Below are 15,209 nucleotides of genomic sequence, written 5' to 3' on the forward strand. Positions count from 1 at the left end.
CATTCAGCAGTTCAGGGGAACCAATGGCCATTCATGTTATTCAGAGTCAACGTATTGATGTGCTTTTGGATAGTATGCTGCGTATTGTCAACCAGACTGCCCGGAATCCATTTGAGGTGTTACAAACCCGGCACTTTATTGTGCCATCTCCGGCAGTAGAAACTTGGCTGACCCAGAAAATTGCCGAGAAAAAAGGTATTAGCGCCAATACCCAGTTTCATCACCGGATTCGCGCCTTTCAATGGACTTCCTATCAGTGGGTATTGAATGCGCCTAAAGAAGTGGAGCAGGTCCGTGAAGCCAATATTCCGCGCATTATCATCAAATGGCGCGTGTTTCAGGCGCTACGAAAATGCATTCTGCCTGAACAGATTCCTTTAGACGTCGATCATCCGCTGTATTCTATTGTGAAGCGGATTTATGACAGTGCTGACCGGCTGGAGCAGGGTACAGAGAAGCAGCTGAAAAAACAGAGCATGCTGTACTGGGTAGCCGAGCAGGTGTCGCGTTTGTTTAGCCATTATATGGATTATCGCGGTTATTGCGCGCGTAACTGTCCTCCAAACAACTGTGGTTGTCCGAGTAACTGGTTAGAGTCCTGGGGGCAGGATATTGCGCTCGATATCGAGCAAATGATCTATAGCCCCAAAGATGAAAATGGTCATGAGATGCAGGTGGCGGATTTTGTCAAGATTCAGGCGCGTGAACTGGAAGCTTGGCAACGCTGGTTGTGGCAGCATGTATTTCAGGATGACTATGCCAAAATCCTGGAGATTGAACGCCTGTATTGGGAGCGGCTGGAGAATGCAGAAACCCGCGCCCAGGCTCTAAAACGACTACCGGCCCAGATTGTGGTATTTAGCCTGCTGGAACTGCCACCCAGCCAGCTGGATTTTTTACGCCGTTTGGGGCAATACATTGATATCTATATTTTTCACTTCAACCCCTCGCAGGAATACTGGGCCGACAGTGTCGATCCGGACTGGAAAGCCAGGTTTGATTTGCAGCGGGAAGAGCGCTTTATTCAGCGTTTTGAAAAGACCCGTCAACGTAAACCGAATGATGCGGAAATAAAAGACTTCAGGATCAAGCAGCTGAACTTTAATGCCGAAGACCGGGAATCGCGGCATCCGCTTCTGACCCGATTCGGCAAGCAGGCACGGGATCATTTTTCTCTACTCTCTAAACTGTCTTCGGGGGAAGAGGGTCTCTGGGCCGATGTCTTTGTCGATGAATATCAAAATAAACTGCTGGCCAAAATCCAGTCAGATATTCTGTATTTACTCGAGCCTGAACAGCATCAATATGCTTTAAGCCCTGACGATGATTCTGTACAGATTCATGTCTGTCATTCTTCATTACGTCAGCTGGAAGTCCTCAAAGAACAGCTGATTCACTGGCTGGTTCAAGGCACTGAAGAAGCGCCGCGTCAACCAAGTGATATTCTGGTGTTGACGCCAAGTCTGAAAGAACTGGAACCGGCAATTCGCAGTGTCTTTGCCCCGCCACCGCGTGAGCGCGAGACTGGTAGCAAACGCTTGCAGAAAGATAACCTGTATTTACCGATCCAGATTGCCGGGGTATCACGTCTGGATGTCAGCAATGCCTGGCGCGCGGTACTGGGCCGGATTCAGTGGGTACGGCGCCGTTTCAGTATTGAGGACTTTGCCGACTGGCTTAGCCTGAATGCGACCCAGCAACGTTATGGTCTGGACTATAGTCAGGTAGAACGGATGTTGCAGTTGCTGACAGATGCTGGCTTCAAGCGTGGACTGGACCAGCAGCATTTACAGCAAAGCCTCAGTGCAGGCGATGAGGATTACCGGTTTAGCTTTAAATTCGCGCTGGACCGTCTGGCGTTGGGTCTGGCGATTCCTGAACATACCCTGTTTCAGGACACCTTGAGTTATGCCAAGGTTCTGACCAGTGATTTTCCCTTGATATCCACCCTGATCCGGATTTATCAGGATCTGGTAGAGCGCCGTGACTGGCTGACTTTGCATGAAACCGGACAGCGCACGCCAGTCAAAACCTGGCTGGAATATCTGCGCGCCGATCTGAATGAATTTCGTGACGCTGGAGTAGAATCGCTCAAAACCGTTGCCGAGATTATCGACAAGCAAATGCGGATGCTGACCCTGGCCGATTATCATGATCAGGATGATCCACATGCCAGTCAGGAACTGGTGGCACTGAGTTTGCCTCTGCCTTATGTGCTGGAAGAAATTCAGAATACCTTGGAGATGCAGCTGGATCAGGCCGAACCGACCGGGCAGATTACCTTTAGCCAGATTGGCCAGATCCGGCCATTGCCTTATAAACTGGTGGTGATGCTGAATCTGGATAGCGGTAAATTTCCGAGCCGTAATCAACAGGTTCCGTTTGACCTGATGCGCAGCCTGAAGCCGCAACTCGGTGACCGTTCCCGTCTGGATGACGAGCAGGGCGCTTTTCTGGATGCCTTGCTGCTGGCACAGGAAAATCTATGGCTGTTCTATAATGGCTTTGATCTGGAGGATGGTGAGGCTCGCGATCCATCCACTGCCTTGCAGGAACTGGTTCAGCATATCGCGCTGATCTGCCAGTCTGAACAGCCGGATGCCGAAATCGATCCGATGGTGGATATTCATGGTCTGTCAGTCGCTCAACATATTCGGCAGCTTTATCATGTGCATCCCTTGCAGCCTTTTGATCCGGCCGGATTCGCAGATATGCAGACACCGCGCTATCAGGATCAGTGGTTTGCGGTAGCAGAGTATATTCGTAGTGCCGAAGGCAAGCGCAGCAGCTGGATCAATGCACATTATCCGGCATTGGAACAAAAAGAAATCCGGGTACTCAAAGGCGATGAATGGATCCGCGATATGATTTTCCCGGCACGTCTATTCCTGAAAAGTGTCGGGGTTTCCACGATTCGCTATGCCGATTTGCCGAGTTCCCGGGAACCCCTATTACTGAACAAGCTGGAACAGTATCAGGTACGGGATTTCCTGTTGCAACAAGAGCAGGAGATTGAGCCGAACCTGATGCTAGACCGTTTGCCAGTGGGCAAAACCCAGCAAGCCACCTGGCTGGGCAGCCAGCAGGAACAGCAGTTATTGCAAGAACGTTTGCTGCAGTTGGGTAAAGAACTGACGCCAGTTACCCAGCAATCCTGGCAGTTCAGTCCTGAACTGATCATTCATATTAACGTGCCTCAGGTTCCAAACAGCAGCTACTGGCTGAGTATGCAATCCTCTTCGGCCTCGGAAAAACGCCGTGCCCAGATCTGGCTGGAGTATCTGCTGTGGCTGGCTTACTTAAATGATGATGCACGCTCTCCAGAACTGGAGCGCATTGTCATTTTCAGTAATAAAACCCTGAAGTTTTCTGGCTTGAGTTCGAGCAAGGCACATGAGTATTTGCAGCTCTGGTTAAAGGCCTGGGAAATTGGTCAACAGCAGCCGCTGGTCTTGCCGGCAGAATTACTGATGAAAAAAGAATGGCAGTGGGCCGAGAATGAACATGGCAAAATGACTATTGTGGAAATGCCCGAATTGCTAAAGGCCTGGAACAACAGCTATGAGAGTGCCAAACCTTTGGCTTCGGATGAATCCAGTCTGCTGCATCAGGACTGGCAATTTATTTTGCAGGATCAGGATCCGGATCTGGCCTTGCAAAATTGCTGCCATGATTTTGCTCATGGCCTGTATGCGCCGATTCATCAACATCTGGAGTGGGTGAAATAGCCGTATGACTTTCTTAAAGCAGCAGATGCAAAAAGCCATTTCCACCAATCCGATTCAGGACATGAAGTTTCGGGGCCTACACTGGATTGAAGCCTCGGCAGGCACCGGCAAGACCTATACGCTCTCCAGCCTGATGGTGCGGATTTTTCTGGACCAGTATTATCCGCATCAGGTGATTGCGACGACATTTACCCGTAAGGCCACGGCTGAACTGAAAAACCGGGTACGGCTTCGCGTCGAGGAAACGCTGGCTTATATCCAGCGTCATCAGCAGCTCAATTCAGTTGAAATCGCAGCAAAAATCCAGAATGAAACCGATCCTTTATTTCAGCAGGTACTGAAAGATTATGGTTCACGGCTGGATTATGCCCGTCGCCGTTTACGTCTGGTGCTAAACCAGCTGGATGAACTGTTTGTCGGCACCCTGGACAGCTTTAGCCAGAAACTGTTACGTGAATTTGCCTTTGAAAGTGGCAAGATTGAACGTGCAGAACTGACCGAAGATCAGGATCTGTATATTCAGCAGCTGATTCATGATGTGCTGCGTGACTGGATTCAGCAGCAGCCGCAATATATGGTCAATCATCTGTATGTTCAAAATCTGCTGAAACCGGTGGAGCATTATACCGGGCTGGTGCGTGATGCCCTGAATTTCAGCAAGCAGCATTTCCGCAAGATCGAACTGGCTGAATGTGACCTGAACAAATTGGAAGCCTGCATCAGTCAATTAGTGAGTATTCAGGAGCATGATCTTGCCGTCATGCGGCGTTATTGTCAGGAAAGTCCGAAGTATTTTCACAAGAGTTTTTTGACCAAGTTAACCGAAATTTGTGAAAACTTTATGACCTGGAGCGCAGCCCTGAAAAATCAGGGTGGCATGAGTTTCTTTGATGCTGAATTGCAGCCGATTTTACTGAATCTGTGCCATTTGCGCCGCAAGAAAACCGATTTCCAGCCGACCACTCAGGTCTTTAACAAAAGCTGTCCGGATGCAGAGCAGCAGCTGATTTTGCAACATAGTCTGATCGTGGCAATTGATGCGCTGTGTGAGGTCAAACAGTATCTGGATGAGCAGCTGCAACAGCTTACGACCTATCTGGAATTTCATATTATTCAAAGTGTGCAGACCCGTTTGCCACAAACCTTGCAGCAGCAGGGTGAAACCACTTTTTCCCAGCAAATTCGTACATTGGCGGAAGCATTGCAAGGCCAGCAGGGACAGCGTTTTGCCCAGTTTGTACAGGCACGTTATCCGCTGATTCTGGTCGATGAATTTCAGGACACCAATCAGGATCAGGATGATTTGCTGGCCAAGATCTGGCGTGATGCCAACCGGGTGCAGTCCGGCTGCATGATTATGGTCGGTGATCCGAAACAGGCAATTTACGGTTTCCGTGGCGGCGATATGCTCACCTATAACAAGGCACATGCCGATGTGCTGCATAAACAGGGCCGCGAATATACCCTGATGCAGAACCATCGGTCAGTCAAACCACTCGTAGAAGTGGTTGATGCGCTGTTCCAGCGGCAAATGGATTTTGGCGAACAGGTGCAGTACACCTTGATTCAGGCCGGTAGTCGCCCGCATCCAGATCTGGTCGATATGGGCAGGATCAACCCGCAGCCTTTACGATGGATTCAGCTAGGTGAATCGGACCTGGAGGCAGACCAGGTGGCCTGGAAAATCCGTGCATTGCTGAATCAGTCTGCCCAGCAGCAACTGTACTTTCAGCAGCAAGAGCATCAGCAAAGCCTGAGCGCAGATGATATTGCCGTGTTGGGATTTGGGCATTTTGCTCTGGAACAGGTGAAGCAGCGTCTGCAGCGTATGGGCATTCCCTCCTATAAAGAATCCAAACAGAGCGTGTTTGCCAGTCCCATCGCTCAGGATGTCGCGGCCGTATTGACGGCGATTATGGATCCTTTCAATGAGGCCAAGGTCAAGCGGGCTTTACTAACCCGTCTGCTGGGCTTCAATCTGAAAAAACTGATTGATTTGCAAAGCCAGAGTGAAGGCCTCAGTCGCTATATTGCGGATCTGGATATAATTCGGGAAATGTGGTTTGAGAAAGGCTTTTTGACCGCCTGGAATTATGCACTGAACCTGTTTCAGGTCTGGACCAATCTGGTGGCCAGTCAAAGTCTGGACAATGAGCGGGTGGTGGTCAATCTGCGCCATCTGACCGAGATGCTGAGCCAGCAGAGTGAATATTATCAGGGGGCGCAAAAACTCTATCACTGGTATTTGCGCCAGCTTCAGTCACCTTCAGGCAAGGACAGCGAAAAAGAACGCAAGCTGTCTGGGGATCATGGGGTGCAGCTGATGACCATTCATGCCTCCAAAGGGCTGGAATTTAAAGTGGTGTTTTTATTGGGAGCAGATGCTGCTTTTGATGTGAATAAAGGCAATCTGAATTTTTCCCTGTCTGCGCCTGAACAGGACAACATCCTGGAACAATCCCGGGTGATTGCAGTCAATCACAAGAATTTGCATGAGCAGGCGATTCTGCAAAATGCAGCGCGTAATGCTGCCGAAAACCACCGGCTCTGGTATGTGGCGCTGACCCGTGCCAGTCACCGAGTATATGCCATGCTGCAGGATCAAAACGCACAGTCCGATTCGGGGCTGGCCTTCTGGCGTGGTCAGGGAGATCAACTGTTTCAACATGCTTTAAGTCTGGTCGAGCCGCCTCTGTCTCAGGAGCCACCGCGCCTGGTCGAGCAGTCGAACCATCATCAGGTCGACATGCGGGCGCAACCTTTGCCAGAGCGGCAGTTTTATCCGCGAACCAAAACCAGTTTTACGGCTTTGTCACAGCATCAGCTACATGGACATATCTTGCAGGACGATCTGGTCACGGCTTATGAACAGCCCGACAGTGCTGCCGATGAAATTCATTTTACCGATCTGGAAGAACAGCCAGCAGCCGTGCCCCTAGACTGGATTAGGCTGAATTTTCCTAAAGGTACAGTGGCCGGAACTTTCTTGCACAGCATTTTTGAACATATCGATTTTCAGGACAGCAGTTACTGGAATCTGGAAATCCGGCGCCGTTTTAAAAATACCGCACCGCAAATCTGGCAGGAACTGAAAGAAAAATTTGAACAGGCTTTTCATATACGTAGTGTACTGGAACAGGCCTTTTCCCTGCATTATCAGGCCGCTGTGGTGAATCTGCGAACCCTGTTTCAGGCCACAGCTCAGGCAGATTTCAAAGCCGAGGAATTGCGTCATAGTATGCAGCGCGTATTGTCCAGCCTGAACTATAAGTTATTGACCGGAATTCGCCTGCATGACCAAAGCAAAGCTTATCGCCAGCAATGGCAGCAGCTGTTTCACTCGGCACAACAGCTCGATCGTTCGGGTCTGCTAGAATTTTTAGGTCAGTTTCAGGTGTATTTCGATGGGCTGGAGGATGACTCCTTTATCCAGTTTTTTGAACAGGAAGTGGCCCAGCTCACACGCTCTGCAAGCACTGAATCGCTGAATGTGGACAGTATTTTCCAGACTGCTTTTGAGGGATTGCTGGACGAAATTACAGAAGATATTTTGCTGAATCTGATGCATGACTGGGTACATGACATTCTGGCTACTCCGATTCGGGCAGATTTTGCCTTGGCGCAGCTGGAGGTTAAACAGTATCTGTCAGAATTTCCTTTTTATCTGTCCTTGACCGATGCCCCTTTGCAGATTCGGCAAATCCATCAGCTTTTTCTCGAACATGACATGGTCATGAGCGATTTTAATGAGGCCAAATCGGCGCGATATCTGACCGGTTCCATCGATCTGGTGTATTTCGATGGCCAGCGCTACCATATTGCCGATTATAAAAGTAACTTCCTCGGCCCTGATCAGCAGCACTATAGTGCTGAGGCGATTCAGCAGAATATGAGCCAGTCCAGTTACTGGTTGCAGGCCGCTTTGTATCTGGTGGCGCTGCATCGTTATCTGAGTGCCAATATGCAGGGTTATTCGATCACACAGCATCTGGGCGGCGCAACCTATTTGTATTTGCGCGGGATGAATGGACAGGTCCAGCAAGGGGCTTATCATTGGCAACCGAGCCTGGAATTCATAGAAAAACTGGATCAAATACTGGGCTATTTTGAGCAGAAAAAATCAGCATGATTTTGCAGTTTTATAATATATATAGAGATTAAACAGAAAATTATCCTGTGGATAACTTTGAGGATAACTGTGTGGAAAATGAGCAGAATCACGTGTCGCAGCAACATTCCGATTTAATGGCCTGGATTGACTATTTGTGTCAGCCGCCGTTTAGTACGGCTACATTTGATCCGGCAGCAAAATTCTTGATTCAGCAACTGCTTGAGGCGATACAGGCAGGGGATAGCTGTATCGAAGTTGATCCTCAGCAGGTTGCCCTATTACATAATCTGGTTCTAGATCGCCGTCAGCAAAGTACAGGAATTGCACCATTTATTTGTGCAGATCAGCATTTATATCTGTACCGCTATTGGCAACTGGAACAGGCAGTAGCCTCACATATTGCTCGGATTAAAGCCCAACCGGTTGCCGCTATTGATTTATCCGAACGTGATCGCAATTTATTGTCAGATCCACAGCAAAAATTGGCACTGGAAATGGTTGCGCGGCAGGCGCTGAATATTATTAGCGGCGGTCCGGGTACCGGTAAAACCTATACCTTGGCGCATATGATTGCGGTCCTGCATGAAGCCTTGCCAAATATCCGGATTGCCATGGCAGCACCTACCGGAAAGGCCGCACAGCGCATGAAAGAAGCACTGCAAAAAGCCTTGCACAGTGAAGCGTTACAACAGTTTGAGCTAGAACAATTAAAACAGTTACAACCGGTCACCCTGCATCGCTTATTGGGTCTGGGCACTCGCGGACAGCCACGCTTTCATGCCAAGCAGCCTCTGCCTTATGATGTGATCGTGGTCGACGAAGCCTCGATGCTGGATTTAAACCTGTCACAGATGTTACTGGCCTCCGTACCGTCTCATGCACGGCTGATTTTACTCGGTGATGCAGATCAGCTGGCCTCTGTGGATGTGGGAACGGTATTGGCAGATTTACAGCAAGTAGCGACTCTGGAAGATAACCGGGTCAATTTAATCACCACGCGGCGTTTTGCGCCTGGAGCCAGGATTGGCGCAATGGCGGAGTTTATCCAGCAGAATCATCAGCCTTCTCACGTCTTGCAGAAATTTGAGCAGCAGATTGTGGCAGCCAGTGAGTTACAGGCGATCGATTTGGATCAGGTGAAGATCGACCAGTTGCAGTTACAATACCTGCTCGCTGGTGCCGAACAGACCGCGCATAATTTGAATCAGTATTATGACCAGCTGATGTATGGTTATCAGGCTTATGTACAGGCCATAAAAACAGAACGAAACTCAGCTGATTTTGAACACTATGTGCAACAGGTGGTCAAAACTTTTGATGATTACCGTATTTTAACGGCAATCCGTTCTGGTGATCTGGGGCTGCTCAAGATCAATCTACAGATTGAACAACGTTTTTTAGCAGCTCAAGGTCAGTTGAAACAGGGCGACTGGTATGTCGGACGACCCGTCATGATGAGCTATAACGACTATCAGTTGGGCCTGTCCAATGGTGATATTGGTATCTGTTTTTTACGTGAGCAATCTGGTCAACGTCAGTTTGAAGTGTATTTCCCGAGTCTGGAAAAATGGGTATTAGCCACCCGTTTACCTAAAAGTATTGAAACCGCTTTTGCGCTGACCATTCATAAATCTCAAGGTTCAGAATTTTCCCATACGGCAGTGGTGCTGGATCAATATGCAAAAAATTTATTGAGCAAAGAGTTGATTTATACTGCAATTACTCGAGCCAAAAAAGTGGTCAGTTTATTGGTAGATTATGATGCTTTTACACAAGCACTTTGTGTTAAAACTACCCGGAAAAGTGGTTTGAGCCAAAAAATCATTGAACAATCTAGTAATTTAATTGGCAAAAATAATCAAATCTTGTAGGTAAAAGCTTACAAGGATTCAGGAAATTGACGCATAGAGCTTTTGCTCGGTTTTTGAGAAGATTGGTTCTACAAAATAACTCAACACGGAAAGTTGAGCATAATCGCATAATGATAATAATAATGTCGGTAGACAGCGAACTTACAGTGAAGTAAGTGAAAGAGGAAACTTACAGCCGCTAAGCCTTGTAGTTTTGGGAGAGACTACAAGGCTTTTTTATATCCTGATTTTTTTATAGGAAGCTTGCTGGATTTTTACCCTAATTTCTTAGCAAAAATTTTCAGCTCTAGCCAGTAAACTTAAGTAAATAGCGTTAAATAAAACAGGAGCTGTGTAACATTATGCAAATTTTCACTTGGTGATGTACGAAATGGCTTACAGTAAAATGAGGCAAATACCTCTAGTTGTCTGGTGGGAATGTGGCAAAATCTACCACACAAGGAAGATGATTTTTCAACAGGATGTTTGAAAATAATAATAAGCGTAAAACGCCATAATAACACAATAAATAATAATGATAAGAGAAAGAACTACAGCGCCAAAAAGCCCGAGTTTACTCGGGCTTTTTTTATCCATTTTTATGGAGAGCAGCTGAAGATTCAAGCGAGCTAAAAGGTTTGTGGGCTTTTCAAAGGAGTTTCTAGATTTAATTCATTCTGGATTTATTTCATTAAAATAATGCAAAACCTGAATCTTTGAGGGACAAGAGTCATCAGATCTGAATTGCATCAATGAGCAGCCAAAACCATGCAAAAATCTGGATCTATTTTTGCAATTTGATGCGTTTTCCCTTAAAATATGCAACTTGCTGTAGTGATGCACGGCAGTCAAGGTTTTGAATTCTCATCACTTTGATTTTTATCAAAATATATAAGCATCTCGGAGAAATCGAATGGCTTTAACTAACGCAGATCGCGCAGAGATCATGGCTAAATTCGCTCGCGCTGAAAACGACACTGGTTCACCAGAAGTTCAAGTAGCTCTTTTAACTGCTCAAATCAATGATTTACAAGGTCACTTTAAAGAGCATAAACACGACCACCATAGCCGTCGCGGTCTAATCCGTATGGTTAACCAACGTCGTAAGCTACTTGACTACCTTAACGGTAAAGACCACGGTCGTTATGTAGCATTGATCGGTGCTTTAGGTTTACGTCGTTAATTCGATTTAAACTTTATTTTCGGGTGTATTGCATGCTTTGTGCTGTATTACTGAAAACTAAAGTCGGCTTAGCTTTGCGCTAAGCCAGTGGAAGGGGCGAATGTTTCGCTCCTTCTTTGTGTTTAAAAATAGTATTTAATCTGGTGAGGTCGGCTTCTAAGCTTTGTCATTTACTCGTCCATATGGTCATGAATGCCAAACCTTAGGGGTCTCCACTAGAATAATTGTTCACAAGAACTAGGAAAAAATAAAACATGTCAATGTTTAATATTATTCGTAAAGAATTCCAATTCGGTCAGCACAACGTTATCCTGGAAACAGGTCGTGTTGCCCGTCAGGCAAACACTGTTGTGATTACCATGGGCGGCGTACAAGTACTTGTTGCTGTTGTGGCACAGCCTAAAGCAAAAGCAGGTCAAGATTTCTTCCCATTAACTGTTAACTACCAAGAAAAGCAATATGCTGCTGGTCGTATCCCGGGTGGTTATGGCAAGCGTGAAGGCCGTCAGTCTGAAGCTGAAACTTTGATTTCACGTCTGATTGACCGTCCAATTCGTCCGTTGTTCCCGGAAGGTTACTTCAACGAAATTCAAGTAACAGCCACTGTTATTTCTTCTGATAAAACAATGGATGCTGACATTGCTGCAATGTTAGGTACATCTGCTGCATTGTCTATCGCTGGTACACCTTTCCGTGGTCCAATCGGTGGTGCGCGCGTTGGCTTAATCAACGGTGAATACATCCTAAACCCGAACCTTGAACAACTTAAAGAGTCTGATCTTGATCTTGTTGTTGCGGGTACTGAAACTGCAGTATTGATGGTTGAATCTGAAGCGAAAGAGCTTTCAGAAGACCAAATGCTGGGCGCTGTTTTGTTCGGTCATGACGAAATGCAAATTGCGATCCAGGCGATCAAAGAATTTGCTGCAGCTGCAGGCGCGGTTGAATCAACTTGGGTTGCTCCAGTTAAAAATGAAGAACTTCTTGGTAAATTGAAAGAAGCATTCGAAGCGAAAATCTCTGAAGCGTACACGATTGCAGTTAAGCAAGACCGTTATGCGGCACTTGACGCGCTTTATGCAGAAGCAGTTGCACAGTTCGTTCCTGAAAATGACGAAACGGGCATTGCAGAAGAAGTAAATGAGCTGTTCGAAGACCTTAAATATCGTACTGTACGTGACAACATCCTGTCTGGTAAGCCACGTATCGATGGTCGTGATACTAAAACTGTTCGTGCAATCGACGTACAAGTAGGTGTTCTAGATCGTGCACACGGTTCTGCATTGTTCACACGTGGTGAAACTCAGGCCTTGGTCACAACGACTTTGGGTAATACACGTGATGCGTTGATGGTTGATACCCTTGCAGGTACAAAAACTGACAACTTCATGTTGCACTACAACTTCCCTGCATACTCTGTAGGTGAAACAGGTCGTGAATCTGGTCCTAAGCGTCGTGAGATTGGTCACGGTCGTTTGGCACGTCGTGGTGTTCAAGCAGTTCTTCCTGCGGCTGATCGCTTCCCGTACGTGATCCGTATCGTTTCTGACATCACTGAATCAAACGGTTCGTCTTCAATGGCGTCTGTATGTGGTGCTTCATTATCATTGATGGATGCTGGTGTTCCACTTAAAGCGCCAGTTGCAGGTATTGCGATGGGTCTAGTGAAAGAAGGCGAGCGTTTCGCAGTTCTTTCTGACATCTTGGGTGATGAAGATCACTTGGGCGACATGGACTTTAAAGTAGCGGGTTCTGCAAACGGTATTACTGCGCTACAAATGGACATCAAGATCGAAGGCATCACTGAAGAGATCATGGAATCTGCATTGAACCAGGCTTATGCGGGTCGTATGCACATCTTGAATGAGATGAACCAGGTGATTTCACGTGCGCGTCCTGAAATTTCGATGCACGCACCGACCTTCCAGGTGATCAACATCAACCCGGATAAAATCCGTGATGTGATCGGTAAAGGCGGCGCGACCATTCGTGCAATTACTGAAGAAACTAAAGCGGCGATTGATATCGAAGATAACGGTACAGTTCGCGTATTTGGCGAAACTAAAGCGGCTGCGCAAGCTGCAGTTGCCAAGATTCAGGCACTTACGGCTGAAATCGAGCCAGGTACAATTTATACAGGTAAAGTGATTCGTATTGTTGAATTCGGTGCGTTCGTAAATATCCTGCCAGGTACTGATGGCTTACTTCACATCTCTCAAATCTCAAACGAACGCATTGCGAACGTGGCAGATGTATTGAAAGAAGGTCAGGAAGTAAAAGTACAGGTTGCGGATGTTGATAACCGTGGCCGTATTAAATTAACGATGAAAGACATCGAACAAGTTTAATTCTTAAAAATATTCACATGGGAAAATTCATGTGAATAACAATAAAAAAGCCCTGAGCTTGATCAAAGTGTTTATTTTGGCTGGCTCAGGGCTTTTTTTATGCTTCAGTATTGGTCTGAATGTGGTGTTCAGTTGATCTCAGGTTAAGGGATCTGCTTCAGAGCTTTTTAACAGACGGTAAATTTCATCTTTTAATTTCAGTTTTTTACGCTTGATCGCCTCAATATCATTGTTGATATGATTGACTGGATCAAGTTCAAGCTGGCTGATTTCTTTGTCCAGCTCATTATGTTCCTCGAATAACTTGGCAAAATAGGGATTTTCCTCGCGAAGTTGCACAATCAAGTCGCGGTATTCGGGAAACATGTATTTGATTTTCTTATTGCAATCTTTGGTTTTCATAGGGATTCTTATACTCTAATCATAAAATTAAATATAAATATGTTCTGATCTGCACTGAAAAATGCAGATCAATAGAACATGAAAAGGATTTACTTGAAGTGCAAATGTTTGACCTCGCGGCGTAACTCCTGCACCTCATCAATGAGGTCGAGCATCATAGCAACGGCGCTAAATGAGGCATCAAAATCACGTTGCAGGCGATAGGCGCGTTGTGCACGCGAGATATCTTCGCCGAGGAAAGTGCTGGTCGGGGTTGTGGAACGATTGGGTAAAATTCCATGTTCAATTAACTGCATGACCCATTCGGGGCTTTGTCCACATGCTTCTGCAAAGTGGATCAAGTCAAATGAACGATCGTCCATAATTTCTGAGGGGGTATAACCGTGGGAAAAACTTTCTTGGTACTGAATCGTAGTCATGGGTCTACTCCTTAAACAGCCAAGTGTGCAAAATCCGGAGAGTGGGAAGGTGCTAAAATAGAACGCTTTCCAACCCTTGGACCTGCAGACTCAGAGTGATGACTCAAATGATCATGAGTGAAGAGTCGGGATGTGCTGGTAGTTGATGAATCAGTCGGTCTGACCGGATCTTTATCAGCAGGATGCGAGGCAAAGAAGGTTAAAGCTGAAGTGGTTTTTATAATTTTATGTGTTATCGACAAAGCGTATTCAATCACTTTCCTGTGTTGAATAGAGGGTGCCATATCAGGGCTGCAAAGCAGACCAAAGGGCAAAATTGAACGAGGCTGAAGATTGATCATCATAAATGGATAAAAAATAACCGTCTTCGATCCATTATTATGACTTTACTTGCCCCAAAACAGTTTTTATTTGTACCTTATTGTTTCAAATCATGACAAAGAAAAAAGCCCCTGATATAGGGGCTTTGAAAATCTTTCTGAAATTAATATTTTACCCAGGTTACACTGCGGCCAATTACCGATACCCCCACATAACCACGCAAGGTCAGACGTTTACCATTAGCACTTAAGCGTGCTTTACCTTTGTAAACTTTGCCACTGATCGGATCAAGCACTTTGCCATCATGGTATTCACGTGGCTTTTTCGGATCTGCCTTAAAATCCCAGATAAACGGCAGGCCTAGAAAAGGCTTGTTCTTAAGCTGACCTGGACATTTATGACAAATTCCCATTTTTTCTGCGCCAGGCAAGCTGCGTGTTTCGACAATCACTCCTTCATAACTGCCATCTGCTTTCTTGCGAATTTCCACATCCGCACGAGAATAACCCGATTGATCATCGATGGTTTTCCATTTACCCAATAACGGATCTTCATAGGCAAAGGCCAGGCTAGAGACTGCGGCCAAACTTATCCCCATTAGTAGAGTATTCAATAATTTTCTCATAACATACCTGTTAAATTGATGATGTATTCATTTTAGAATTATTGCTCTAATTTATTTTAAAAGCATAATTAAATCAAGAGTATGAACTGTGCGGTCTTTCTCATAATTTTTTGAAAATGATGAATATTCAGGTTTTGTTAGTGTGAATAATTTTATAATTTAAAAGGGATTCTTAGATTGGATTTACAGGAGAGTTTGATTCAGGAGGTAGACAGGTTTTCT

General features: G+C 46.1%; 8 protein-coding genes. 5 read left to right on the plus strand and 3 right to left on the minus strand.

Annotation, left to right across the window (positions count from 1 at the left end):
• The first annotated feature begins 23 nt into the window (after positions 1-23).
• From NI466_RS04930 to pnp, 5 genes are all read left to right on the plus strand, one after another.
• A complete protein-coding gene (locus NI466_RS04930) occupies positions 24-3,728 on the plus strand; it encodes an exodeoxyribonuclease V subunit gamma (protein ID WP_253172941.1) in 3,705 nt (1,234 codons plus the stop codon).
• Positions 3,729-3,732: 4 nt separating this feature from the next.
• Positions 3,733-7,857 (plus strand): UvrD-helicase domain-containing protein, encoded by a 4,125-nt coding sequence (locus tag NI466_RS04935; RefSeq protein ID WP_253172942.1) that lies wholly within the window; start codon positions 3,733-3,735, stop codon positions 7,855-7,857.
• A gap of 71 nt (positions 7,858-7,928) precedes the next feature.
• Positions 7,929-9,710 carry an exodeoxyribonuclease V subunit alpha gene (gene recD / locus NI466_RS04940; protein ID WP_253172944.1) on the plus strand — a complete coding sequence of 594 codons (1,782 nt, stop codon included), beginning with the start codon at positions 7,929-7,931 and terminating at the stop codon, positions 9,708-9,710.
• 892 nt (positions 9,711-10,602) lie between these two features.
• The gene (gene rpsO, locus NI466_RS04945) at positions 10,603-10,872 is read left to right on the plus strand and encodes a 30S ribosomal protein S15 (protein ID WP_004278577.1); all 270 of its coding nucleotides are present in this window, start codon (positions 10,603-10,605) and stop codon (positions 10,870-10,872) included.
• Positions 10,873-11,132: 260 nt separating this feature from the next.
• Positions 11,133-13,220, plus strand: coding sequence for a polyribonucleotide nucleotidyltransferase (gene pnp, locus NI466_RS04950; protein WP_171054287.1), 2,088 nt, complete (start codon positions 11,133-11,135; stop codon positions 13,218-13,220).
• 138 nt (positions 13,221-13,358) lie between these two features.
• On the opposite strand, the gene NI466_RS04955 is transcribed toward pnp, so the two are convergent.
• The 3 genes from NI466_RS04955 to NI466_RS04965 all read right to left on the minus strand — a co-directional run bounded on the left by NI466_RS04955 (position 13,359) and on the right by NI466_RS04965 (position 14,987).
• The gene (locus NI466_RS04955) at positions 13,359-13,622 is read right to left on the minus strand and encodes an HP1242/YdcH family protein (protein WP_004729352.1); all 264 of its coding nucleotides are present in this window, start codon (positions 13,620-13,622) and stop codon (positions 13,359-13,361) included.
• A gap of 89 nt (positions 13,623-13,711) precedes the next feature.
• Entirely contained in the window at positions 13,712-14,041 is a 330-nt protein-coding gene (locus NI466_RS04960; RefSeq protein WP_004278573.1) for a chaperone modulator CbpM, read from the minus strand.
• A 484-nt stretch (positions 14,042-14,525) separates the two neighbouring features.
• The gene (locus NI466_RS04965) at positions 14,526-14,987 is read right to left on the minus strand and encodes a DUF2147 domain-containing protein (protein WP_005102907.1); all 462 of its coding nucleotides are present in this window, start codon (positions 14,985-14,987) and stop codon (positions 14,526-14,528) included.
• Positions 14,988-15,209: the final 222 nt, after the last annotated feature.

It is taken from the genome of Acinetobacter lwoffii, from assembly GCF_024129595.1.
GTDB lineage: Bacteria > Pseudomonadota > Gammaproteobacteria > Pseudomonadales > Moraxellaceae > Acinetobacter > Acinetobacter lwoffii_O.

Excerpts from the sequence above, each read along its gene's own strand:
- pnp (WP_171054287.1), top strand. The coding sequence starts at position 11,133 with ATGTTTAATATTATTCGTAAAGAATTCCAATTCGGTCAGCACAACGTT.
- NI466_RS04930 (WP_253172941.1), top strand. The coding sequence starts at position 24 with ATGGCCATTCATGTTATTCAGAGTCAACGTATTGATGTGCTTTTGGAT.
- rpsO (WP_004278577.1), top strand. The coding sequence starts at position 10,603 with ATGGCTTTAACTAACGCAGATCGCGCAGAGATCATGGCTAAATTCGCT.
- NI466_RS04935 (WP_253172942.1), top strand. The coding sequence starts at position 3,733 with ATGACTTTCTTAAAGCAGCAGATGCAAAAAGCCATTTCCACCAATCCG.
- NI466_RS04965 (WP_005102907.1), bottom strand. The coding sequence starts at position 14,987 with ATGAGAAAATTATTGAATACTCTACTAATGGGGATAAGTTTGGCCGCA.
- NI466_RS04955 (WP_004729352.1), bottom strand. The coding sequence starts at position 13,622 with ATGAAAACCAAAGATTGCAATAAGAAAATCAAATACATGTTTCCCGAA.
- NI466_RS04960 (WP_004278573.1), bottom strand. The coding sequence starts at position 14,041 with ATGACTACGATTCAGTACCAAGAAAGTTTTTCCCACGGTTATACCCCC.